22 protein-coding genes are annotated in these 20,335 nt (G+C 72.4%); 14 read left to right on the top strand and 8 right to left on the bottom strand.

Features of this window, described 5'->3' with window-relative positions; genetic code table 11:
• Window positions 1–76 precede the first annotated feature (76 nt).
• A complete protein-coding gene (locus IEY20_RS07135; RefSeq protein WP_175327696.1) occupies window positions 77–1,087 on the top strand; it encodes a LacI family DNA-binding transcriptional regulator in 1,011 nt (336 codons plus the stop codon).
• Window positions 1,088–1,212: 125 nt separating this feature from the next.
• Here IEY20_RS07135 and IEY20_RS07140 read toward each other — a convergent pair whose 3' ends face one another.
• Window positions 1,213–1,368, bottom strand: coding sequence for a hypothetical protein (locus tag IEY20_RS07140; protein ID WP_175327674.1), 156 nt, complete (start codon window positions 1,366–1,368; stop codon window positions 1,213–1,215).
• A gap of 161 nt (window positions 1,369–1,529) precedes the next feature.
• Complete coding sequence (locus tag IEY20_RS07145; RefSeq protein WP_022903060.1) at window positions 1,530–1,976, bottom strand: MarR family winged helix-turn-helix transcriptional regulator; 447 nt, start codon at window positions 1,974–1,976, stop codon at window positions 1,530–1,532.
• A gap of 122 nt (window positions 1,977–2,098) precedes the next feature.
• On the opposite strand from IEY20_RS07145, the gene IEY20_RS07150 reads away from it, so the two are divergent.
• Together IEY20_RS07150 and IEY20_RS07155 are read left to right on the top strand one after the other, a co-directional pair.
• The gene (locus IEY20_RS07150) at window positions 2,099–3,070 is read left to right on the top strand and encodes an AraC family transcriptional regulator (RefSeq protein ID WP_175327675.1); all 972 of its coding nucleotides are present in this window, start codon (window positions 2,099–2,101) and stop codon (window positions 3,068–3,070) included.
• Between the two features lie 34 nt (window positions 3,071–3,104).
• On the top strand, window positions 3,105–4,004 hold the full coding sequence (locus IEY20_RS07155) for an NmrA family NAD(P)-binding protein (protein WP_175327676.1): 900 nt from the start codon (window positions 3,105–3,107) through the stop codon (window positions 4,002–4,004).
• A gap of 59 nt (window positions 4,005–4,063) precedes the next feature.
• On the opposite strand, the gene IEY20_RS07160 is transcribed toward IEY20_RS07155, so the two are convergent.
• Window positions 4,064–4,417 (bottom strand): hypothetical protein, encoded by a 354-nt coding sequence (locus IEY20_RS07160; protein ID WP_022903062.1) that lies wholly within the window; start codon window positions 4,415–4,417, stop codon window positions 4,064–4,066.
• An 88-nt stretch (window positions 4,418–4,505) separates the two neighbouring features.
• On the opposite strand from IEY20_RS07160, the gene IEY20_RS07165 reads away from it, so the two are divergent.
• On the top strand, window positions 4,506–5,465 hold the full coding sequence (locus IEY20_RS07165; protein WP_175327677.1) for a helix-turn-helix domain-containing protein: 960 nt from the start codon (window positions 4,506–4,508) through the stop codon (window positions 5,463–5,465).
• An 18-nt stretch (window positions 5,466–5,483) separates the two neighbouring features.
• Here IEY20_RS07165 and IEY20_RS07170 read toward each other — a convergent pair whose 3' ends face one another.
• Complete coding sequence (locus IEY20_RS07170) at window positions 5,484–6,521, bottom strand: LacI family DNA-binding transcriptional regulator (protein ID WP_175327678.1); 1,038 nt, start codon at window positions 6,519–6,521, stop codon at window positions 5,484–5,486.
• 147 nt (window positions 6,522–6,668) lie between these two features.
• Between IEY20_RS07170 and IEY20_RS07175 the strand changes: the two genes are divergently transcribed.
• The 4 genes from IEY20_RS07175 to IEY20_RS07190 all read left to right on the top strand — a co-directional run bounded on the left by IEY20_RS07175 (window position 6,669) and on the right by IEY20_RS07190 (window position 12,480).
• Complete coding sequence (locus tag IEY20_RS07175; protein ID WP_175327679.1) at window positions 6,669–7,964, top strand: ABC transporter substrate-binding protein; 1,296 nt, start codon at window positions 6,669–6,671, stop codon at window positions 7,962–7,964.
• 3 nt (window positions 7,965–7,967) lie between these two features.
• Window positions 7,968–8,984 (top strand): carbohydrate ABC transporter permease, encoded by a 1,017-nt coding sequence (locus IEY20_RS07180; RefSeq protein WP_022903065.1) that lies wholly within the window; start codon window positions 7,968–7,970, stop codon window positions 8,982–8,984.
• Complete coding sequence (locus IEY20_RS07185) at window positions 8,981–9,856, top strand: carbohydrate ABC transporter permease (RefSeq protein WP_022903066.1); 876 nt, start codon at window positions 8,981–8,983, stop codon at window positions 9,854–9,856. The genes IEY20_RS07180 and IEY20_RS07185 overlap by 4 nt, the downstream gene beginning before the upstream one ends.
• 206 nt (window positions 9,857–10,062) lie before the next feature.
• Window positions 10,063–12,480, top strand: a complete 2,418-nt coding sequence (locus tag IEY20_RS07190) for a beta-glucosidase family protein (RefSeq protein ID WP_175327697.1) — start codon at window positions 10,063–10,065, stop codon at window positions 12,478–12,480.
• 67 nt (window positions 12,481–12,547) lie between these two features.
• On the opposite strand, the gene IEY20_RS07195 is transcribed toward IEY20_RS07190, so the two are convergent.
• The gene (locus IEY20_RS07195; RefSeq protein ID WP_188889006.1) at window positions 12,548–13,507 is read right to left on the bottom strand and encodes an AraC family transcriptional regulator; all 960 of its coding nucleotides are present in this window, start codon (window positions 13,505–13,507) and stop codon (window positions 12,548–12,550) included.
• 181 nt (window positions 13,508–13,688) lie between these two features.
• Complete coding sequence (locus IEY20_RS07200) at window positions 13,689–14,441, bottom strand: alpha/beta fold hydrolase (RefSeq protein WP_175327681.1); 753 nt, start codon at window positions 14,439–14,441, stop codon at window positions 13,689–13,691.
• Window positions 14,442–14,492: 51 nt separating this feature from the next.
• Between IEY20_RS07200 and IEY20_RS07205 the strand changes: the two genes are divergently transcribed.
• From IEY20_RS07205 to IEY20_RS07230, 6 genes are all read left to right on the top strand, one after another.
• Window positions 14,493–14,948: a MarR family winged helix-turn-helix transcriptional regulator gene (locus IEY20_RS07205; RefSeq protein ID WP_175327682.1), complete on the top strand. Its 456-nt coding sequence runs from the start codon at window positions 14,493–14,495 to the stop codon at window positions 14,946–14,948.
• 13 nt (window positions 14,949–14,961) lie between these two features.
• Window positions 14,962–15,600: an immunity protein CdiI family protein gene (locus IEY20_RS07210; RefSeq protein ID WP_504739298.1), complete on the top strand. Its 639-nt coding sequence runs from the start codon at window positions 14,962–14,964 to the stop codon at window positions 15,598–15,600.
• Window positions 15,601–15,779: 179 nt separating this feature from the next.
• A complete protein-coding gene (locus IEY20_RS07215; RefSeq protein ID WP_022903074.1) occupies window positions 15,780–15,989 on the top strand; it encodes a hypothetical protein in 210 nt (69 codons plus the stop codon).
• Window positions 15,986–16,162 carry a hypothetical protein gene (locus IEY20_RS07220; protein ID WP_022903073.1) on the top strand — a complete coding sequence of 59 codons (177 nt, stop codon included), beginning with the start codon at window positions 15,986–15,988 and terminating at the stop codon, window positions 16,160–16,162. Before IEY20_RS07215 ends, IEY20_RS07220 begins: the two co-directional genes overlap by 4 nt.
• A 13-nt stretch (window positions 16,163–16,175) precedes the next feature.
• The gene (locus IEY20_RS07225) at window positions 16,176–16,772 is read left to right on the top strand and encodes a TetR/AcrR family transcriptional regulator (protein ID WP_188889009.1); all 597 of its coding nucleotides are present in this window, start codon (window positions 16,176–16,178) and stop codon (window positions 16,770–16,772) included.
• Between the two features lie 31 nt (window positions 16,773–16,803).
• Entirely contained in the window at window positions 16,804–17,544 is a 741-nt protein-coding gene (locus IEY20_RS07230; protein ID WP_175327686.1) for a sulfite exporter TauE/SafE family protein, read from the top strand.
• Window positions 17,545–17,606: 62 nt separating this feature from the next.
• Here the strand turns inward: IEY20_RS07230 and xylB are convergent, their stop codons facing one another.
• Both xylB and xylA read right to left on the bottom strand, forming a co-directional pair.
• Window positions 17,607–19,076, bottom strand: coding sequence for a xylulokinase (gene xylB / locus IEY20_RS07235; protein WP_175327687.1), 1,470 nt, complete (start codon window positions 19,074–19,076; stop codon window positions 17,607–17,609).
• On the bottom strand, window positions 19,073–20,263 hold the full coding sequence (xylA, locus tag IEY20_RS07240; protein WP_022903069.1) for a xylose isomerase: 1,191 nt from the start codon (window positions 20,261–20,263) through the stop codon (window positions 19,073–19,075). Before xylA ends, xylB begins: the two co-directional genes overlap by 4 nt.
• Between the last annotated feature and the right edge of the window lie 72 nt (window positions 20,264–20,335).

The following is a 20,335-nucleotide window of genomic DNA, read 5'->3' on the forward strand; positions in this document are numbered from 1 at the left end:
CACTCGTAAAGCGCTTTTTTCTCGACGTGGGTTTATGCTGAGCGGGTCCTGAACGAGAGGGGGCGTCGTGGCCACGATGCAGCAGGTCGCCGACCGCGCTGGCGTCTCGATCGCCACCGTGTCCTTCGTCGTGAACGGGACGAAGTACGTCACGCCCGCGACGACCGACCGCGTGAAGGCCGCAATGCGCGAGCTGAAGTTCCGGGGCAACGTGGTGGCCCGTGCCCTGGCGAGCCGTCGGACCAGGATCATCGCCCTGCTCTTCCCGACCACGGGCAACCGCTTCAGCCCGACGACGTCGGAGTTCTTCATGAGCGCGGCCCAGCGGGCGTCCGAGCGCGGGTACCACCTCGTGCTCTGGCCGGTCGATCCCGCGGGCGACGACCTCGACGACCTCGTGTCCGGTGGGCTCGTCGACGGCGTCATCCTCATGGAGGTGCGGATGGACGACCCGCGGGTGGCCGTCCTCACCGACCTCGAGGTGCCCTTCACCCTGATCGGCCGCACCCGGGACAGCGCCGGCCTGCCGTTCGTCGACATCGACTTCGAGACCACGATCGTCGACAGCGTCGACCACCTCACCGCACTCGGGCACCGGCGGTTCGGTCTCGTGCTCGAGGACATCGAAGGGACGCCGATGGCCGGCTACGCCCCGCACCTCCGCGCCGAGTCGACCTTCCGGGAGCTCGTCGCCGAGCGGGGGCTCGCGGGGACCGTCGTGTACGCGGGGGCCGGCAGCGAGGGCGGTCGTGGTGCGGCCGAGGCACTGCTGACGGCGGACCCGGAGCTCTCGGCGGTGCTCGTGATGAAGGACGACTCCGCCGGCGGGCTCCTCGTCGGGCTGTTCGACGCCGGTCGTCGGGTGCCCGAGGACGTCTCCGTCCTGAGCATCGCGTCCTCGGCGGCGAACGCCGACCAGCACTACCCGCGGCTGTCCACCATGCTCGCGCCCGGCCGGGAGCTCGGCACGCGTGCGGCGGACGCCCTCATCGAGCAGCTCGACGGGACCTCCGCGGACCTGCCGCACTTCCTGCTGCCGTGCACGCTCCGGACCGCGGAGTCGACGGCGGCCGCACCCGCACGCTGACGCGGCCGGTCACGCGGCGGGCCCGGCGCGCGGCGCGCCGTCACGTCCCACGGTCGGCCGACACACGACGGACGGGAGGCGCGGATCGGACCCGACCCGTGCCTCCCGTCCGTCGTGTGGTGCCGTCAGCGACGGCGCGCGTCGCGTGCGGTGTCGCGGAAGAAGTCGTCCGGCGTCGCCGGTACTTCGCGCAGTTCGCCGTGCTTCCACCGACGCCGCATGCCGCGGATCGTCTCGATGCGCACCGGCTCGATGCCGGGTTCGGTCTCGTACGCGCCCATGGGTGCCTCCCCGATCGTCGGCGTCGGAGCGCTTGCCCCGACCGCGTCCGACGGTACGGGTCACGCCGGGGGCATGACCGGGCAAGTAGATAGCAAAGTTACCTTGTTGCGCTTGCTGGACAAACGGCCTGGGAGTTGGTCCAGACGCCCGTACTCTGCCGTCAGGCGCCCGGGGATCCGAGGTCGATCGCCGCGACGATGCGGTCGACGATCCGCACGAACCGAGCCCGCTCCCGATCCGAGAAGGAGGCCACCAAGTCGTGCAGGTGCTGGTTCGTGCCGTCCATCGCAGCGGCGTACGCCTGTCGGGTGGCCGGGGTGAGTTCGATGTGGCGGCTCCGGCCGTCGTCCGGGTTGGGGACCCGGCACAGGTGTCCTGCGCGTTCCAGGCGATCGACCACGCCGGTGACCGCCGGGCCCGTCAGTCCGAGGTGGCCCGCGAGGTCCTTCACGCGCACCGTCCGGTCGGCCGTCTCCGCCCGTGCGACGAACTGGATCACCGTGAGGTCTCCCGGAGACACCTCCAGACGCTCACGCAGGCGGCTCCGGAGGGCGGCGACCGAGCCCTCCAGCCGGGTGAGCGCGCCGATCAGGTCGAGGTCGCTCATGCGTTGACCACCTCACTGCGGATCGACTCCGAGCAACTGTACGTTGCGCTCACCCGACCACCGTATCCGGATAACGCGCGCCGGTGCGCAAGCGGGACAGACCCCCGGACGGCGGTCTCCCGATGAGCGAGGCGTTCCTCGACGACCAGCCCGTCGCGCCCGTCCGTTTCGAGCTGGCCGGGACGGAACCGGCGGCCGCCGTGCGCGACCTCGGCGGTGTCTACGGCGCCGAGGAGTGGGTCGCCCGGGCAGGCGAGCACGGGTTCTCCTACCGCTACACGGCCGTCGGCGACTCCGAGGTCACGGTCCGGCGCTCCCAGCTGACGGGGGCCATCCGCGGCCCGATGGAGCCCGCCGAGGAGTACGTCGTCGGGTGGCTGACCGAGGGGACGACCGAGCTCGACCTGACCGGTGAAGCCCTCGAGATGCGACCGGACGTCCCCGTGCTCTACCCGACCGACCGGTCCTACACCTTCGCCGCGGCGGACTACGACCAGCGCCTCGTGCACTTCGACCGGGCGTTCGTCGAGCGCGTCGCGGCGGAGCACCTCGACCTCGGCGACCGACCGCTCCGCTTCGACCACCTCGCCGCACCGGTGCCGGACGCGATCCGCTCGTGGCGCGTCGCGATCACCGGGCTGACCCGTGCCCTCCGCGTCGCCGGTCCGGACAGCGACGCCTGGCGGACCGCGAAGGAGTCGGCCGCGCGGGTGTTCCTCGAGATGTTCCCACCGCACTCCGACCGGCTTCCGGCGGTGCTGTCCTCGCCGAAGAACGCCCGGTTGCGGGCCGCCGTCGAGCACATCCACGCCCACGCCGCCGAGGAGGTCACCGTGACGGACCTGTCCGCGGTGGCGGGGCTGAGCGTCCGTTCCGTGCAGGAGTCCTTCCGGCGGGTCTTCGACGTGTCGCCGCTGACCTACCTGCGCCAGGTCCGACTCGACCGCGTGCACGAGGAGCTGCTCGCACTCGACCCGCAGGCCGGTGCCGTCGGCGACGTCGCGCGACGCTGGGGGTTCGCGCACCTCGGACGGTTCTCCGCGTCGTACGCGGAGCGGTTCGGCGAGTACCCGAAGCAGACCCTGCGGCGCTGAGCGGTGTGGGAGCCCGGTCCGTAGCCTCGGGTGCATGACCACCACCGTGCTCGTCGCCGGCGCCTCGGGCGACCTCGGCGGACGGATCGTCCGCGCCCTGCTCGACCTCGACCTCGACGTCCGGGTCCGGGTGCTCTCCCGGGGCGGTGCTGCCGCCGAGCGACTGCACGAGGACGGTCGTGTCGACGTCGTGACCGGCCGGTACGACGACCACGCAGCGCTCGTCGACGCGCTCCGCGGGACCGACGTGGTCGTGTCCGCCCTCAGTGGCACCCGGTCCGTGATCGTCGACGCGCAGCGTGCACTGCTCGCCGCCGCCGTCGAGGCCGGCGTCCCGCGGTTCGTCCCCTCCGACTACTCTGCCGACTACCGCTCCGTGACGCCGGGGACGAACCGCAACTTCGAGCTCCGCCGTGAGTTCGCCGCGGTGCTCGACGCGGCACCGGTGCGGGCGAAGTCGGTGCTCAACGGTGCGTTCACCGACATGCTGACCGGGCAGGCGCCGCTGGTGCAGTTCGACCGACGGCTGGTGCTCGCCTGGTCGAGCGCGGACCAGACGCTCGACTTCACGACGAAGGACGACGTCGCCCACGTGGTCGCCCGGGTCGCGCTGGACCCGGAGGCGCCCCGCGTGGTCGAGGTCGCGGGGGACCGCGTCACCTCGCGGAGCCTCGCGGACACGCTCTCGCGGCTGACGGGCGTGCGCCACCGGGTGCTCTTCGCCGGCACGACCGGCACCCTGTCGGCGATGGCCCGCGTCGGCCGGCGGCTGTCCCGCGACGACGACGAGCCGTTCCCCGCCTGGCAGGGCATGCGGTACTTCGTGTCCATGTTCAGCGGCGAGGGGCAGCTGCGGAACCTCGGCGGGGAGCGCTACGCGCCCGCGCGCTGGACCACCGCGGAGGACGTGCTGGCAGCACACCTCGGCGTCTGACGCGGCGAGGCGCGGTCAGCGCTGCGGCGAGGCGCGGTCAGCGCTGCGGCGAGGCGCGGTCAGCGCTGCGGCGGGTCCGTGCGGAGGCGCTTGGCCTCGGGCTCCTCGGAGTGCGACGACGCGGCGTCGACGAAGCGGGCCCCGCCCACCGCCGCGGTCCGCCGCACCAGCTCGCCCACGAGGTCGTCGTCCTCCGGCTCGAGCTCGTCGTCCGGAGCGGTTTCGACCATGACCTGCGACGCCGGTCCGAGGAGCAGCTCCGCGTTGACCGCGGTGCCGGTGTCGTCCGCGGTCGGGATCTCGACGATGTCGGTCGTCCCGTTCTCCCCGAGGGCCGCCGCGTACGCGAGCACCGCGTCCGCGATCGCATCGCCGGTCATCACCTTGTTGTCCCCGTACACCACGTACTTCACGCCGACGAGCCAACTCCTCGACCCCGTGAATGTCCGCAGTGCGCAGTACCAGCGGGGTCCCCGGAGAGGTCGACAGAATGAGCGCTGCATGACGACGGATGCTGAACCCCTGATCCACGTCGATCGCCACGGACTCGACATCGACGAGGCGGTCGCGTTCTACGAGGGTGTCTACTCGAGCCGGGACATCAGCGTCGGCCGCGCCGCGGACGGGCGCTTCTCGTGGCGCTTCCGCGCGGTCGGGGACGACGAGGTCGTCGCGGGCACCTCCTCCGTCGACGCACCCCGGTGGGGGACGATCGGGCAGTCGCCGACGTACGTGCTGGCCTGGACGACGCGGCCCGGCCTCGCGGTCGACGCCGCCGGCCGCGACCCCATCGTGATGGACCCGGGCGTGCCGGTGATGTGGCCGTCCGGCCGGGACATCGCGTTCGACGGAGCGCCCACGACGCTGCACACGGTGCGGTTCGCCGCGGCGTTCCTCGAGTCGGTGGCGGCGGCGCAGCGATCGGCCGTGCCCGGACCGCTGCGCTTCGCGACCCGGGCGGACGCCGAGGGCACGGACCGGCTCCGGGCCGTCATCCGCTCGGTCGCCCCCGAGCTCCTGCGTCCCGACACCTCCCGCGAACGGCGGGCCGCGCTGAACATGCTCGTCGCCGAGGCCGTGGTCGATGCCTACGACGCGGTCCCGGCCGCCGACGTCGTCCTCCACGAGGGCCCCGCGACGATGCGCTTCGCCCAGGAGTGGATGGTCCAGAACGCACACCGGCCGATCACGAGCACGGACGTCAGTCGCGCCACCGGCATCAACGCGCGGAGCCTGCAGGCGACCTTCCAGCGGCACGCCGGCACCAGTCCGATGGCCTTCCTCCGGGAGGTCCGGCTGCACCGGGTCCGCGCACAGCTCGTCGCGGCGGACCCCGGCGTCACGACGGTCGCGACGATCGCCGGGGCGTGGGGGTTCGCGCACCTCGGCCGCTTCGCGGGGTACTACGCCGACGCGTTCGGCGAGCTGCCGTCCGAGACGCTCCGGCGCGGGCGCCGCTGACCCGGCGGCACCGGCGCGTCAGCGGTCGGGCGTCGGCACCGGCCCGGTGCTCTGGCGCACCCGCAGTGTGGTCGGCAGCCGCACGTGGTCGGAGGTCTGGTCCCCGCGCAGCATCGCGAGCAGCATCTCGACCGCGTGCGACCCGAGCTCGACGAGCGGCTGCGCGACCGTCGTCAGCGGCGGGGTGGTCGTGGCCGCCTGCGGGACGTCGTCGAACCCGACCACCGACAGGTCCTCGGGCACCCGGAGCCCGAGGGCGGCAGCCGACCGCAGGACACCCACGGCCGAGGAGTCGTTCGCGGCGAAGACCGCGGTCGGCCGGTCCGGCCCGGACAGCAGCGCGAGCGCGACCTCGGCCGACCGGTCCTCCTGGTAGCCGCCGTCCTGCACGAGGGACTCGTCGACGTCGAGGCCCGCCGCCACGAGGGCCCGCCGGTAGCCCGCCTCGCGGAGCTGCGCGGACGCCAGATCGGGTCGGCCTCGGAGGTGCGCGATCCGGGTGTGCCCGAGCGCCACGAGGTGCTCGACGGCCTGGACCGCACCGCCCTCGTTGTCCGAGTCGACCGTGGCGTGGCCCTCGGGTCCGGTGTGCGGGTCGATGGCGACGACGGGGATCGACGAGGCGGACAGCGCGGTGCTCGGCGTCACGACGATCGCACCGTCGATGAGCGTCCCGGAGAGGCGTGAGAGCGAGCGGCGCTCCCAGCCCTTCTGCTCGGCACCGGTCACGAGCCCGGCGTAGGCGAGGAGTTCGTACCCGGTGCCCGTCGTGGCGCCCGACACCCCGCGCAGCAGCTCGGTCGAGAACGGCTCGAACTCGGTCACGAGGATGCCGACGACCCCGGTGCGTGAACTCCGGAGGCTCCGCGCCACGAGGGAGGTCTCGTAGCCGAGCTGCTCGACGACCTCCTGCACGCGGAGGATCGTGCCCTGGGCGACACCGTCGCGCTGGTTGATGACCTTCGACACGGTCGGGATCGAGACTCCGGCGGCACGCGCGACATCCGCGATGGTGACCCGGCCGGCGCCGGGACGCGCGCCGATCGCCGTGTCCATCTGCACACCGTACCGCCGCTGCGGCCGCCGATCGGTAAAGAAAACGTTATCGATAACGATTGACAAGCCGTCTCGTGCCCTGGCACGCTCTCCGCAGCGGCAGTCGATGTCGCTGCGAGTCAACGACGACACTTCAGGAGTTCCACGATGACGAGGAAGATCCGAGCCGCGGCAGCCATCGCGCTGATCGGGGCCACAGCACTCACCGCCGCCGGGTGTTCGGCGAACAGCGACGCCTCGAGCGACGGCGGGAAGGTCACGATGACCTTCTGGCACAACTCAACGACCGGACCGGGGAAGGCGTTCTGGGAGAAGACCGTCAAGGACTTCGAGGCCGAGAACCCGAACGTCACCATCAAGATCCAGGCGATCCAGAACGAGGACCTCGACGGGAAGCTGCAGACCGCGCTGAACTCGGGCTCCGCTCCGGACGTGTTCCTCCAGCGCGGTGGCGGCAAGATGGCCGCCATGGTCAACGCCGGCCAGCTGCTCGACATCTCCGACTCCATCGGTTCGACCGCGAAGTCGCAGATCAGCGACGGGTCGTTCGCGGGCTACGAGCAGGACGGCAAGACCTGGGCGATGCCCGTCGACGTCAACCCCGAGGGCATCTGGTACAGCAAGGACCTCTTCGAGAAGGCCGGCATCGACGGCACGCCGACCACGATCGACGAACTGAACGCGGACATCCAGAAGCTCAAGGACGCGGACATCCAGCCGGTGGCCGTCGGTGCGAAGGACGCCTGGCCCGCCGCGCACTGGTACTACAACTTCGCGCTGCGCGCGTGCCCCTCGAGCGTGTTGACGAAGACCGCCCAGGACCTGAAGTTCACGAACGCGTGCTGGAAGCAGGCGGGCGAGGACACGAAGGCGTTCTTCGACACCGAGCCGTTCAACGACGGGTACCTCACCACCGCGGCCCAGCAGGGCGCCGGGCGCTCGGCGGGCCTCGTGGCGAACCACAAGGCCGCCATGGAGCTCATGGGCGCCTGGGACCCGGGCGTGATCTCCTCCCTCACCCCGGACGGCAAGCCGCTGTCCGACCTCGGCTTCTTCCCGTTCCCGGAGGTCTCCGGCGGCAAGGGCGAGACCGGGTCCATGATGGGCGCGGTCGACGGCTTCTCCTGCTCCGCGAAGGCCCCGAAGAAGGCGTGCACCGACTTCCTCAACTACATGACCGAGAAGCCGGTGCAGGAGGCCTACTACAAGGCGTTCAACGCCATCCCCGCGAACAAGTCGGCGCAGACGGTCGTCACGGAGCCCTACCTGAAGAGCGTCCTCGAGGCGTACAACAAGGCGCCGTTCGTCTCCAACTACCTGGACACCGTGTACGGCCAGAACGTCGGCAACGCGCTCAACACCAGCGTCGTCAACCTGCTCGCCGGCAAGGGGTCCGTCTCGGACATCGTGTCGACCGTCAACCAGGCCGCAGCGAAGGGCTGACACATGACCACCTCCGTCGCACCGCGCTCGAACGAGGCGCGGTCCGGGACGGGGCGTCGCACGGGTGGGGCCGACGGTTCGCCGTCGGCCCCGACCCGCCGGGCCCGCAAGGGCACCGACGTCCGAACCCGGGTCGAGATCGCCGTCCTCGCGGGCCCCGCGGTCATCATGTTCGTCGGGTTCGTCATCCTGCCAGTCGTGCTCGCCGCCTACTACGGCTTCTACAGGTGGCAGGGCTACGGCGCCCCGGTCGACTTCGTCGGCCTGCAGAACTACACGGTCATCTTCACCGACCCCGACTTCCGTGGTGTCCTCTGGCACAACCTGTTCATCGTCATCGGGTCGCTCGTCGTGCAGGGCCCGATCGCGATCGTCCTCGCACTGCTGCTCAACCAGCGCATCCGGGGTCGCGGACTCATCCGGGTCCTGATCTTCCTGCCCTACGTGATCTCCGAGGTGATCGTCGGCACCGGGTGGAGCCTGATGCTCCAGTCGAGCGGTGCGGTGAACGACCTGCTGCAGTCCATCGGCCTCGGTGCCCTGCGGAACGACTGGCTGTCGAACCCCGACATCGCGCTCTGGACCCTGCTCGGGATCATCTCGTGGAAGTACATCGGCTTCGCGGTGATCCTCTTCCTCGCCGGCCTGCAGAGCATCCCCGAGGAGCTGTTCGAGGCCGCCCAGCTCGACGGTGCGAGCTACTGGCAGATCCAGCGCCGCATCACGCTGCCGCTGCTCGGCCCGACCCTGCGCATCTGGGCGTTCCTGTCGATCATCGGGTCGCTCCAGCTGTTCGACCTCGTCTACATCATCTGGGGGCAGTACATCGCCTCCACCGCCGGCACCTCGACGATGGCGACCTACATGGTCGCGAACGGCCGACTGTCCGGCAACTACGGGTACGGCAACGCCGTCGCCGTGGTCATCTTCCTCATCTCGCTGGTCGTCGCCCTCGTCTACCAGCGGTTCGTCCTGCGTCGCGACACCGCCGGCGCCCTCACCGGGAAGGGCGACCGATGACCGCCACCGCCTCCCTCGTCGCGCCGAAGCGCCGTCAGCGGGACACCGGTCCCGTCCGGCGTGAGCGCAACCTCGGCACGTACTTCATCGCGCTGCTGTTCATCGCGGTGTGCGTCGGTCCGGTCGCGTACATCGTGCTCGGCGGGTTCCGCACCAACTCGCAGATCACGGCGAGTCCCGCCGGCCTGCCGAACCCGTGGCAGATCGGCAACTACGTCACCGTGCTGACGAGCGGCGTGTTCTGGCAGCAGCTCGGCAACTCCGTGATCGCCGGTGTCACCACCACGGTCGGCGTCGTCGTGCTCGGGCTCATGGTGAGCTTCGTCCTCGCCCGCTACCGGTTCCGCGGGAGCGGCGCGCTGTACTCCCTGTTCGCCGCCGGCCTCATGTTCCCGATCACCGTCGCGATCACGCCGCTCTACATCCTCGTGAAGGACCTCGGCCTCACGAACAACCTCGCCGGCGTCATCCTGCCGCAGATCGCCTTCGCGCTGCCGACGACGGTCATCATCCTCGTGCCGTTCCTCCGTGCGATCCCGGACGAGCTCGAGGAGGCGGCCGCGATCGACGGGGCCAGCCGTCTGGGGTTCTTCTTCCGCATGGTCGTCCCGCTGTCGCTGCCCGGCGTCGTGACGGTCGGCATCCTCGCGTTCATCGGCAGCTGGAACAGCTACCTCCTGCCGCTGTTCATCCTCAACGACGCGTCCACCTACACGCTCCCGCTCGGCGTCCAGGCGTTCGCCTCGCAGTACTCGGTCGACACGGCACGCGTGCTCGCGTTCACCTCGCTGTCGATGATCCCGGCGCTGGCGTTCTTCGCGGTCTTCCAGAAGCGCATCGTCGGCGGCCTCACCGGGGCGGTGAAGGGGTGAGCGCCCTCGGCCCGACGACGGAGGCGACCGACGGCGAGGCGGCGACGGACGGCCAGGAGGCGCGCCCCGCGTCGACCACGTCCGTCGCCACCGTGACCGACGACGGCCCGGAGGCGCGGGGCGGGTCCGCACCGCGCCTCCAGGCCGAACGCCCCCACCTGCCGGACGCGGCCGCGACGGACCGCGTGACCGCCCTGTTCGCCGCGATGACGCTCGAGGAGAAGACGGCGCAGCTCGTCGGCTACTGGCTCGACCAGAACGGCGTCGTCGCGCCCATGCAGGGCGAGATGGCGGCGGCGCAGGACGGCACCACGCTGGCGGACATCACCCGGCACGGCATCGGGCAGTTCACCCGCGTCTACGGCACCCGGCCGGTCGAACCCGACGAGCGTGCCGCGTGGCTCTGGGCCGAACAGCGCCGCCTCAAGCGCGAGACCCGCCTCGGGATCCCCGCGCTGGTGCACGAGGAGTGCCTCACCGGGCTCGCCGCGTGGAAGGCGGCCACCTTCCCGACACCGCTCGCGTGGGGCGCCGCCTTCGACCCGGACCTCGTCGAGCAGGTCGGTGCCGCCATCGGCGACTCGATGCGCCGACTCGGCGTGCACCAGGGCCTCGCGCCCGTGCTCGACGTCATCCGCGACCCGCGCTGGGGGCGGGTCGACGAGTGCATCGGCGAGGACCCGTACCTCGTCGGGACGGTCGGGACCGCGTACGTGCGCGGGCTGCAGTCGGCCGGGGTCGACGCGACCCTGAAGCACTTCCTCGGGTACTCCGCGTCGCAGGCAGGGCGGAACCACGCGCCCGTGCACGCCGGCCCCCGCGAGGTCGCCGACGTCTTCCTGCCGCCGTTCGAGATGGCGCTGCGCGACGGCGGCGCTCGGTCGGTGATGAACTCCTACGCCGAGGTGGACGGGGTCCCCGTCGCCGCGGACCCGGAGCTCCTGACCGGTCTGCTGCGCGACCGGCTCGGCTTCGACGGCACGGTCGTCGCGGACTACTTCTCGGTCGCCTTCCTCGAGGTCATGCACGGCGTCGCGGCCGACCGGGGCGAGGCCGCGGCACTCGCGCTCGCCGCGGGCATCGACGTCGAGCTGCCGACCGGCGACGCCTACCTGGCACCGCTCGTCGAGCGCGTCCGGTCGGGTGCCGTCGACGAGGCCCTCGTCGACCGTGCGGTGCTCCGGGTGCTCCGGCAGAAGGAGCGCCTCGGGCTGCTCGACCCGAACGTGTTCGAGGACGACGCCCCCACCGGGATCGACCTCGACACGCCGCGGCACCAGGCGCTCGCGCGGCAGCTCGCCGCCCGGTCGCTCGTGCTGCTGCGGAACGAGGCGGGCGGCGGCGCGGCGGGCGGTGCGGCCGCTGCGGTCGGCGGTGCAACCGTCGTGGCGGCTGACCGCGCTGCGGTCGACGGCGGGGCGTCCGGCGTGCCCGTCCTGCCGATCCGTGCGGGGTCCTCGGTGGCGGTCATCGGCCCGAACGCCGACCGAGCCGAGGCCCTGCAAGGGTGCTACTCGTTCGCGAACCACGTGCTCGCCGCGCACCCGGACCTGCCGCTCGGCTTCGCGATCCCGACCGTCCGCGAGGCACTCGCCGACGCCCTCGGGCATGCCGCCGTCCGGTTCGCCGGGGGCTGCGCGGTGACCGGCGACGACCGGAGCGGCATCGCCGACGCGGTCGCCGCCGCACGGGCATCGGACGTCGCGGTGGTCGTGGTCGGCGACCAGGCCGGGCTCTTCGGACGCGGCACCGTCGGGGAGGGCAACGACACCGACTCGCTCGACCTGCCCGGCGTGCAGCGCGAGCTCGTCGAGGCGGTCGTCGCCACCGGCACCCCGACCGTGGTGGTGCTCCTCACCGGACGGCCGTACGCGCTCGGGTGGGCGCTCGACGGCGAGGGGCCGCTGCCCGCGGCCGTCGTGCAGGCGTTCTTCCCGGGAGAGGGTGGCGGTCTCGCGATCGCCGACCTGCTCATCGGCGTCACGGCACCGTCCGGTCGCCTGCCCGTGTCCCTGCCGAGGGCCGCCGGCGCGCAGCCGTACACGTACCTGCACCCGCGGTTGGGCGGCCCCTCCGACGTGACCTCGGCGGACTCCACGCCCGTCCGACCGTTCGGGTTCGGGCTCGGCTACACGACGTTCGCGTACGAGGACCTGACCGTCGACGACAGCGTCCCGACCGGCGGCTCCTTCACCGCGTGCGTGACCGTCCGGAACACCGGCGACCGCGACGGCGAGGACGTCGTGCAGCTCTACGGGCACGACGTCGCCGCGTCGGTCACCCGGCCGCTCGTGCAGCTGCTCGGCTACGCGCGCGTGACCGTGCCGGCAGGGGCGTCCGTGCGGGTCCGGTTCGACGTGCCGGTCCAGCGGTTCGCGTTCTCCGACCGGGCGCTGCGTCGGGTCGTGGAGCCGGGGGACGTCCAGGTGTGGGTCGCGTCGCACGCCGCGGCGTCCCGGCCTGGAGGCGCGGTGCACACGGACGGGATCGTCGCGGTCGGTCGCGGTGCCGGTCCGGCGTCGCTGCCGGGGTCCGCCACCGAGCGCGCGGTCGTGCGCGTCACCGGGCCGGTCCGCGAGGTGCTGCCGACGGACCGGCGGACGGTGACCGCCGGCGTCGCCTGACGGCGCGCTACGCGACGCCCCGGACCACGCTGCTTCGTGGTCCGGGGCGTCTCCCGTCGAGCGGCGGTCAGGCCGCGCGCCGGAGGGTCTCGCGCGGGTACTCGCCGTGCTGCTGCAGGTACGAGGCCGAGAAGCGTCCGGCGTGGCCGAACCCCCAGTGCTTCGCCACCTCGGCGATGCTCGTCGACGCCGGATCGCCCGCGAGCAGGTCGTCCCGCACCCGGTCGAGCCGCACCCGGCGGATGTACGAGTTCGGGGAGCAGTCGAAGGTCCGCTGGAAGGCGTGCTGCAGCGCCCGGAGGCTCAGCGACGCCACGCGTGCCAGGTCGGTGCTCGTGATCGGCAGGTGGCAGTGCTCGTGCACGTACTCGACCGCCCGCCGCAGGTGGGCGTTGCGGGGGAGGAGCAGCTCGTCCGGCAGGGTCTTCGACACCACCGGGTAGAGCTCGAGCAGCGCGAGCGCCCCGAGCCGGCCCATCTCCGCCTGCAGCAGCGGGGAGGCCTTGCCGTCCCCGACCGTGTGCGAGATGAGCCTGGCCGCGTTCTGCCACACCTGCAGCGCGCGGTCGTCCGGGCGGACCCGGTGGTCGAGCGCGAGTGCGTCCGGCGCGGTCCCGCGCTCCCCGGCCACCTCCTGCAGCGCCGCCCGGTTCACCTGCACGAGCCGCTGGTCGTAGTCGCGGTAGTCGAACGCCGCACCGCCCTGCGGCCACAGCTGCGGGCGGCCCGGTTCCATCACGATCGGGTCGTCGTCCTGTGCCGTGATCGTCGCCCGGCCCCGGGTGGTCCACTGCACCACGAAGTCGTCCGACGGCGTCATCACGCCCGAGAGGTGCCCGTCGAACCGGATCGAACGGAGGGTCATCGAGTCGTCGCCGACGGCCCGGAACCCGAAGCGGAACGGTGCGTCCGTCCGGTCGGCCTGCCACTCGTTGCCCGCGTACGCCTCCGCGAGGAAGTCGCGCGCGACCTCGAGGTCGTCGCTCTGCGACGCGACCTGGACTCGGGTGGGGGTGCGTTCGGTCATGGGGGTTCCGGTGCAGCCTGCCCGGCGGCGGCCCGTCTGTCCGCTGAGCGCCGGAAACGGCCAGGCGAGGACGCCCCCAGTCCGGGGGTGGACCGGTCGGGATGCGCGATGGACCGTCGTCGCGGTCGCGGTCGCGGTCGCGGTCGCGTCCGGTCGGTGGCGTCCGGTCGGTCGCGTGCTGTCAGTGGCGGGCGAGGAACGGGTCGATCCGCGCCCACGTCGCATCAGGGGCCTCGAGGTGCGGCAGGTGCCCCGCCCCCGGCACGACCACGAACTCCGCCGCCGGGATCGCCGCCGCCACGGCACGCCCGTACTCCGGCGTCACGATCCGGTCGCTCTCCCCGAACACCACGAGCACCGGCACGTCGAGGTGACCCAGGCGTGCCAGGAGGTCGGGTTCGCTCATGGACCGGCCGGCGACGACCGCCATCGTCGCGCCGTTCGACTGTTGGACGGCGCGCTGCTCGTCGGTGAGCGACATTGGGTCGACGTACCCGCGATCGGGGTCGTGCCAGGCGGCCTCCGCCAGCTGGCGGGGGCTGAGCGAGAAGAAGTCCGCGATCGGCGCTCCGTCGACCACGGCCCCCACGCCGTCGATGTCGACCACGGCGCCGACGATGCCGGCGAAGCGCTCCTCGGACGCGGCGGTGATCGCCATCTCGAGCGCGATCCAGCCGCCGATGGACGAGCCGACCAGCACCACGTCCTGCTCGCCGTCCTCGCGCAGCTGTTTCAGGTACGCGACCGCGAGGGCGTGGATCGAGGCGATCGCCGCGGGACGCTCCGTGCCGTCCCAACCCGGGTGCGTCGGTGCGACCACGCGGAACGCGGACGCGAGGTGGGCGACGAGCGGCGCGACGGTCCTCGGGCCACCGCCGCCGTGGAGCACGAGTGCGGTGCGGTCCTGTGTGATGCCGGTGCTGGTCGTGGTCATGGTGCCTCCCGTATCAACATGTTTATCTACTGATGTTGATACCGTAACACCATGGCGATCGACCTGGCAGCACTCGGCCTCACCCTGAAGCGCGCGCAGTACCGCAACCACCGCGCGGCGGAGCAGGCCCTGAAGGAGCAGGTGGGCGTGACCCTCGTGCAGTGGGACGCGCTGCGCGCCGTGGACCGGATGCCCCACGCCTCGGGGCACGACCTGGCCCTCGCGACCTTTCAGAGCGACCAGGCGTTCGGCGCACTGGCGGGCCGGTTGGTCGACCGCGGACTCATCACCAGGCGACCCGGGGTGGGGCGTCGGATCGAGCACGCCCTCACCGAGGACGGCCGCGCTGCGCTCGAGGCGGGGACCCGCGTCACCGAGGGTGTCCTCGCCGAGCTCTTCGCGCCGCTCACCGAGCGCGAGCACGGTCTGCTCGCCGGTCTGCTCGCGAAGCTGCTCTCCGACGAGCCGGCCCCGTACCCGGCGAGCGGAGCGGACGCCGTACGCTGAGCCCGTGGTGGGCATGATCGTCCTCGTGGCGGCCGAGTACCTGGCCGACTCGCCCCTGTGGTTCCGCGGGGGATCCGAAGTGGGCCGATCGGACGTCGACGATCCTCCGGCGCTCGGGGTCAGCGCCGCCCTGCGGAACGACCTCCGCGCGTGGAACGACCGCTTCGAGCAGCTGTCGAGCCACGTGTTCGACGACCGCCGCGACCCGGCCGTCGCTCCGGACCCGACGCCGCCCGAGCTCTGGGACGCGCACCGGGTCGAAGCGTTCGAGCTGGCGGCCCGGGTCCAGCTCGAGCTCGGCGACGACGTCCACGTCTGGTGCGGCCCTGGTGGCGGGATGGACGCGGTGGCCGAGTGGGGCCCAGTTGTCGTCGTGCCGAGCGGGCATCGGGGGACCGACGTCGAGGTCCTGCACCACGGCGTCCGCGAGGTGCGCTCCGCGCGTGCGGCCGGCGCGCGCGAGGGGACCGCCAAGGCGATCGTTCACTGGCGCGCCCTGACGGAGCGCGTCGGTCTGCCCTTCGGTGACGCGGCGACGCGGGCCCTCGGGCTCCGGACCGCAGGACGTGTGCAGGCGGACCTCGGCTCGCGTGCAGGGGTCGTCTGCTGGTCCGGCTGGACGGGTCCGTACCGGTACGACGACCACGACTGAGCCCGGCACGATCGGCCCCGGATGTCCGCGGAGTGACGCCGTGGGGCGGCCGGACATCCGACTTGCGACGACGATGTCCGGGGACGGTGCGTGACGATCCGGCGCTTCGTACCGTCATGGTCGAGAGAGCCACCGGAACCACCGGGGCCACCACCCGAGGAAGACCCGAGGAACCAGCCGTGACCACGATCGCCGACACCGACCTCCTGGTCGGACCGAAGAACGCACACCAGTCCGTGTCCTTCTCCGGACGTCACCACCGGAGCTCGTTCAGCGAGGTCCGCGCGGCACGTCGGCAGCGCACGCTCGCCATCGTCGCGATCAGCACCGGGATCCTCTCGGTCTCCGTGGCCGCATCGGCCGCCGTCGTGATCGGCCTCGGCGCGTGAGCACCCCGCTGCACGGTCGTCCGTCCCTCGAGGAACTCCGCCGCGACCCCCGCGAGTGGCACCGCCGCGGCATGACGCACCCCGCCGTGCTGCGGGCGATGGTCGTCGCGCGGGTGAACGGCCACGACGGCCCTGTTCAAGAACCGACCTACGCCGACTTCTTCAACGGCTGACCAGACAGAGCGCATGACGACTCCCACCCTGACCCCGGCACGCCCGGCGACCCCGACCGAGCACACTGCGGTCGAGGCCGCCGATGCCCTGTTCACCGAGCACGGCATCGTCCCGGTGGCCATGGAGGACGTCGCACGGCGAGCGGGTGTGTCCCTCGACGAGCTCGTGGCGGTGTACCCGACCCGGCACGACCTCGTCGTCGCGGTGCTGCAGCGGTGGCACGGGGCGTGGAATGCGGCGCTCGACCGGATCGCGGCGGAGTCCGACGACCCCCGCGACGAGGTGCTCGGGGTGTTCGGGTACCTCGAGCAGTGCTTCGCCGAGGACGACTGGCGCGGCTGCGCGTTCATCAACCACCACGCCGAGCTCGGTCGGCAGGACCCGGCGATCGCCGAGCTGTCGCGCGAGCACTTCCGGCAGGTCGAGCAGCACCTCACCCAGGTCTGCTCGCGGGCCGGGCTCCCGGCGCACGTCGCCCAGGCGATCCTGCTCCTCGTCGAAGGTGCCCGTGTGGATTCCGCCGTCCAGCGGTCCGCGCAGCCCGCACGGACGGCCCGACTCGCAGCGGCGATGCTCATGTCCGTCTACGAGGCCGACCGCTCCGCCTGACACCGACGGGCGCTCCGTGTCAGCATGAGGCGTGCTGACGATCGGGGTCCTCGTCGTCGCCGGCTTGGTCGCGGGCATCGTCGGCACGGCCGGCGGCATCACGTCCCTCGTGGCGTACCCCGCCCTCCTCGCCGTCGGCCTGCCGCCCTTCGCGGCGAACGTCACGAACTCCGTCGCGCTGATCGGCAGCGGCGCGAGCTCGGCGTTCCGCGCCCGGACGGTGCTGCGCGACCGACCGGTCACGATCCGTCGCTGGATGCCCCTCACGGTCGGGGCGTCCCTGTGCGGCGCCGTGCTGCTGGTCGTCACCCCGGCGTCCCTGTTCGACCGGATCGTCCCGTTCCTGGTGCTCGCGGGCGGGGTGCTCGTCCTCGCGCAGCCGCTCCTCGACCGTCGCCGACGAGGTGCTCGCGCCCAGCCGGGCGTCGTCCTGCCGAGCGTCGCCGGGGTCGGGCTCTACAACGGGTACTTCGGGGCGGGGTCCGGCGTGCTCATGATCGCCGTGCTGCTGCTCACCGGCGAACCGAGCCTGCCACGGGCGAACGCGGTGAAGAACGTCCTGCTGGTCGCCGCCGACCTCCTGCCGGCCGTGGTCTTCGCCGTCTCGGGACACGTGGTGTGGTCCGCCGCACTGGCGCTCGGTGCGGGAGCGGTCGTCGGCGGGCTCATCGGGCCGACGATCGCGCAGCGCGTGCCGCACGGGGTGCTGCGGGTGGCGATCGCCTTGTGCTCGCTCGTGCTCGCCGTGGTTCTCTTCGCCACCGTCGGCTGAGAGACGCCGACGGCCCCGCCCGACCAGAGGGTCGGACGGGGCCGTCACGGGTGAGCGGCAGGTCAGGCCGCCGCGGCCCGGTACCGCTCGAGCACCTCGGGGTGCGGGTCCGCGGGGATCGTCGTCGTCGCGATGCTCCACGACGGCAGCGAACCGGAGAGGGCCCACGCGGCCTGCCGGGCAGCGCCCGCGGCGACGTACTCCCCGGGCTCCGGCAGTTCGACGTCACGCCCGAACACCTGCGCGGCGACGGCCCGGACGGCCTCGTTCCGCGCCGCACCGCCGATGAGCAGGAGGCGGCTCACCGCGACACCGGTCCGCTCGACGGCGGCCAGGCCGTCCGTGAGTGCGCAGAGCATCCCCTCGACGGCGGCGCGGGCGAGGTGCGCCCGGTCGGTCGTCGCGGGGGTCATCCCAACGAGTGAGGCGGTCGCGTCCGGCCGGTTGGGCGTCCGCTCGCCGACGAAGTACGGCACGAGGACGAGGCCGTCGGCTCCCGCCGGCGCCTGCAGCGCCAGCTCGCCGAGCGCGTCGTGGTCGACGCCGAGGAGGCCGCCGATCACCTCGAGCACGCGCGCCGCGTTGAGCGTCGTGACGATCGGGAGGCGCGACCCGGTCCCGTCGGCGAAGCCCGCCACGGTCCCGCTCGGGTCCGTCACCTCGGTGTCGGTGACCCCGAAGACGGTGCCGCTGGTGCCGAGGGACACCGCGACGTCTCCGGGGCCGAGTCCGAGGCCGAGCGCTGCCCCGGCGTTGTCGCCGAGTCCGGCGCCCACGATCAGCCCGGCGCGTGCGACCGCACCGCCGGGCAGCTCGACGTCGCCGTCGAGCGTGCCCATGGCCTCGTCCGGCGCGACGACCCGCGGCACCACGACGGCGCCGTCCGTGCTCGCTCCGCCGCCGGCGACCCGCAGCCCACGCCCGAGGGCGGCCTCGAACAGCTCGCCGTCGTACTCCCGGCGCACCGGGTCCCAGTACGCCGTACCGCTGGCGTCGGAGCCGTCGGTCGCGAGGGCGTCGAGGTCGGGGCCGAGCGGGCTCTCGTCCGCCGGACCGAACCCGCGCAGCCGCCACGACAGCCAGTCGTGGGGAAGCGCCACGGCGGCGACCCGCGCGGCGTTCTCGGGCTCCGCGTCGCGGAGCCACCGCAGCTTGGTACCGGTGAACGAGGCCACCGGGACCAGACCCGTCCGGGCGACCCATGCCTCCCGGCCGAGTTCCTCGACCATCTGCGCGGCCGCGTCCGCGCTGCGCACGTCGTTCCACAGGAGCGCGTCGCGCACCACGTGACCGTCCGCGTCGAGCGCGACCATGCCGTGTTGCTGCCCGGCGACCGCGACGGCCGCGACGTCGTCGAACCCGCCGGCGTCCGCGATCGCGGCGCCGAGCGCGTCCCACCAGTGGCGGGGGTCGACCGACGTGCCGTCCGGGTGGGACGCGCGCCCCTCCCGGACGACCGCGCCGGAGTCGGCGTCACGGATGGTCACCTTGCAGGACTGGGTCGACGAGTCGACCCCGGCGACGAAGGTCACCGAGCGCCCATGAGGTGCTCGATCGCCAGCTGCTGCAGGCGCACGAAGCCGAAGCCCTTGCCGCCGAAGTACGCGTCGGCGTCGAAGTCCTCGAACGCCGAGCGGTCGGCGAGGAAGTCGTCGTACGACTCGCCCGCGTTCAGCGTCGGGGTGCTCAGCTCGTCGACCTTGGCGGCGGACAGGGCCTCCTGCACCTCGGGGTCGGCGCGGAAGGCCTCGGCGCGCTCCTTGAGGAGGAGGTACATGCGCATGTTGGCCTTCGCGGAGTCCCAGACGCCCGTGATGTCCTCGGTGCGGCTCGGCTTGTAGTCGAAGTGGCGGGGTCCGTCGTACGCCTGGCCACCCTGCGGGGCGCCGTGCTCGAGCAGGTCGACGAGCGAGAAGGCGTTCTGCAGGTCGCCGTGCCCGAACACGAGGTCCTGGTCGTACTTGATGCCGCGCTGGCCGTTGAGGTCGATGTGGAAGAGCTTGCCCTGGTAGAGTGCCTGGGCGATGCCGGCCGTGAAGTTGAGCCCGGCCATCTGCTCGTGGCCGACCTCGGGGTTGATGCCGAAGAGTTCGGGGCGCTCGAGCGTCTCGGTGAAGGCGATCGCGTGGCCGAGGGTCGGCAGGAGGATGTCGCCGCGGGGCTCGTTCGGCTTCGGCTCGATGGCGAAGCGGATGTCGTAGCCCTTGTCGGTGACGTACTGGGCGAGCAGGTTCACGGCCTCGCGGTAGCGCTCGAGCGCGGCCTGCACGTCCTTCGCGGAGTCGTACTCGGAGCCCTCGCGGCCGCCCCACATGACGAAGGTCTTCGCGCCGAGCTCGGCGGCGAGGTCGATGTTGCGGAGCACCTTGCGGAGCGCGAAGCGGCGCACCTGGCGGTCGTTCGAGGTGAACCCGCCGTCCTTGAAGACCGGCGCCGAGAACAGGTTCGTCGTGACCATCGGCACGATGATGCCGGTGGAGTCGAGGGCGCCCTTGAGGCGGTCGATCTGCGCCTGGCGCTCGGCGTCGGTCGAGCCGAACGCGAACAGGTCGTCGTCGTGGAAGGTCAGGCCGTAGGCGCCGATCTCGTCGAGCTTCTCGACCGCCTCGACCACGTCCAGCGCGGGACGGGTGGGGCCACCGAACGGGTCGGACCCGTTGTAGCCGATGGTCCAGAGACCGAAGGAGAACTTGTCGTCGCGGGTGGGCGTCGTTGCCATGGTGGATCACCGTTCGTCGTCGAAACAAAATGTTGCCGCGCCCAACATAAGCGGTAGTGTTGACTCTGGCAA

Source organism: Curtobacterium luteum (assembly GCF_014646995.1).
Lineage (GTDB): Bacteria > Actinomycetota > Actinomycetes > Actinomycetales > Microbacteriaceae > Curtobacterium > Curtobacterium luteum.

Coding starts and splice junctions, on each gene's coding strand:
- IEY20_RS07135 (WP_175327696.1), top strand. CDS start 77: ATGCAGCAGGTCGCCGACCGCGCTGGCGTCTCGATCGCCACCGTGTCC.
- IEY20_RS07140 (WP_175327674.1), bottom strand. CDS start 1,368: ATGGGCGCGTACGAGACCGAACCCGGCATCGAGCCGGTGCGCATCGAG.
- IEY20_RS07145 (WP_022903060.1), bottom strand. CDS start 1,976: ATGAGCGACCTCGACCTGATCGGCGCGCTCACCCGGCTGGAGGGCTCG.
- IEY20_RS07150 (WP_175327675.1), top strand. CDS start 2,099: ATGAGCGAGGCGTTCCTCGACGACCAGCCCGTCGCGCCCGTCCGTTTC.
- IEY20_RS07155 (WP_175327676.1), top strand. CDS start 3,105: ATGACCACCACCGTGCTCGTCGCCGGCGCCTCGGGCGACCTCGGCGGA.
- IEY20_RS07165 (WP_175327677.1), top strand. CDS start 4,506: ATGACGACGGATGCTGAACCCCTGATCCACGTCGATCGCCACGGACTC.
- IEY20_RS07170 (WP_175327678.1), bottom strand. CDS start 6,521: ATGGACACGGCGATCGGCGCGCGTCCCGGCGCCGGCCGGGTCACCATC.
- IEY20_RS07175 (WP_175327679.1), top strand. CDS start 6,669: ATGACGAGGAAGATCCGAGCCGCGGCAGCCATCGCGCTGATCGGGGCC.
- IEY20_RS07180 (WP_022903065.1), top strand. CDS start 7,968: ATGACCACCTCCGTCGCACCGCGCTCGAACGAGGCGCGGTCCGGGACG.
- IEY20_RS07185 (WP_022903066.1), top strand. CDS start 8,981: ATGACCGCCACCGCCTCCCTCGTCGCGCCGAAGCGCCGTCAGCGGGAC.
- IEY20_RS07190 (WP_175327697.1), top strand. CDS start 10,063: ATGACGCTCGAGGAGAAGACGGCGCAGCTCGTCGGCTACTGGCTCGAC.
- IEY20_RS07195 (WP_188889006.1), bottom strand. CDS start 13,507: ATGACCGAACGCACCCCCACCCGAGTCCAGGTCGCGTCGCAGAGCGAC.
- IEY20_RS07200 (WP_175327681.1), bottom strand. CDS start 14,441: ATGACCACGACCAGCACCGGCATCACACAGGACCGCACCGCACTCGTG.
- IEY20_RS07205 (WP_175327682.1), top strand. CDS start 14,493: ATGGCGATCGACCTGGCAGCACTCGGCCTCACCCTGAAGCGCGCGCAG.
- IEY20_RS07210 (WP_504739298.1), top strand. CDS start 14,962: ATGATCGTCCTCGTGGCGGCCGAGTACCTGGCCGACTCGCCCCTGTGG.
- IEY20_RS07225 (WP_188889009.1), top strand. CDS start 16,176: ATGACGACTCCCACCCTGACCCCGGCACGCCCGGCGACCCCGACCGAG.
- xylA (WP_022903069.1), bottom strand. CDS start 20,263: ATGGCAACGACGCCCACCCGCGACGACAAGTTCTCCTTCGGTCTCTGG.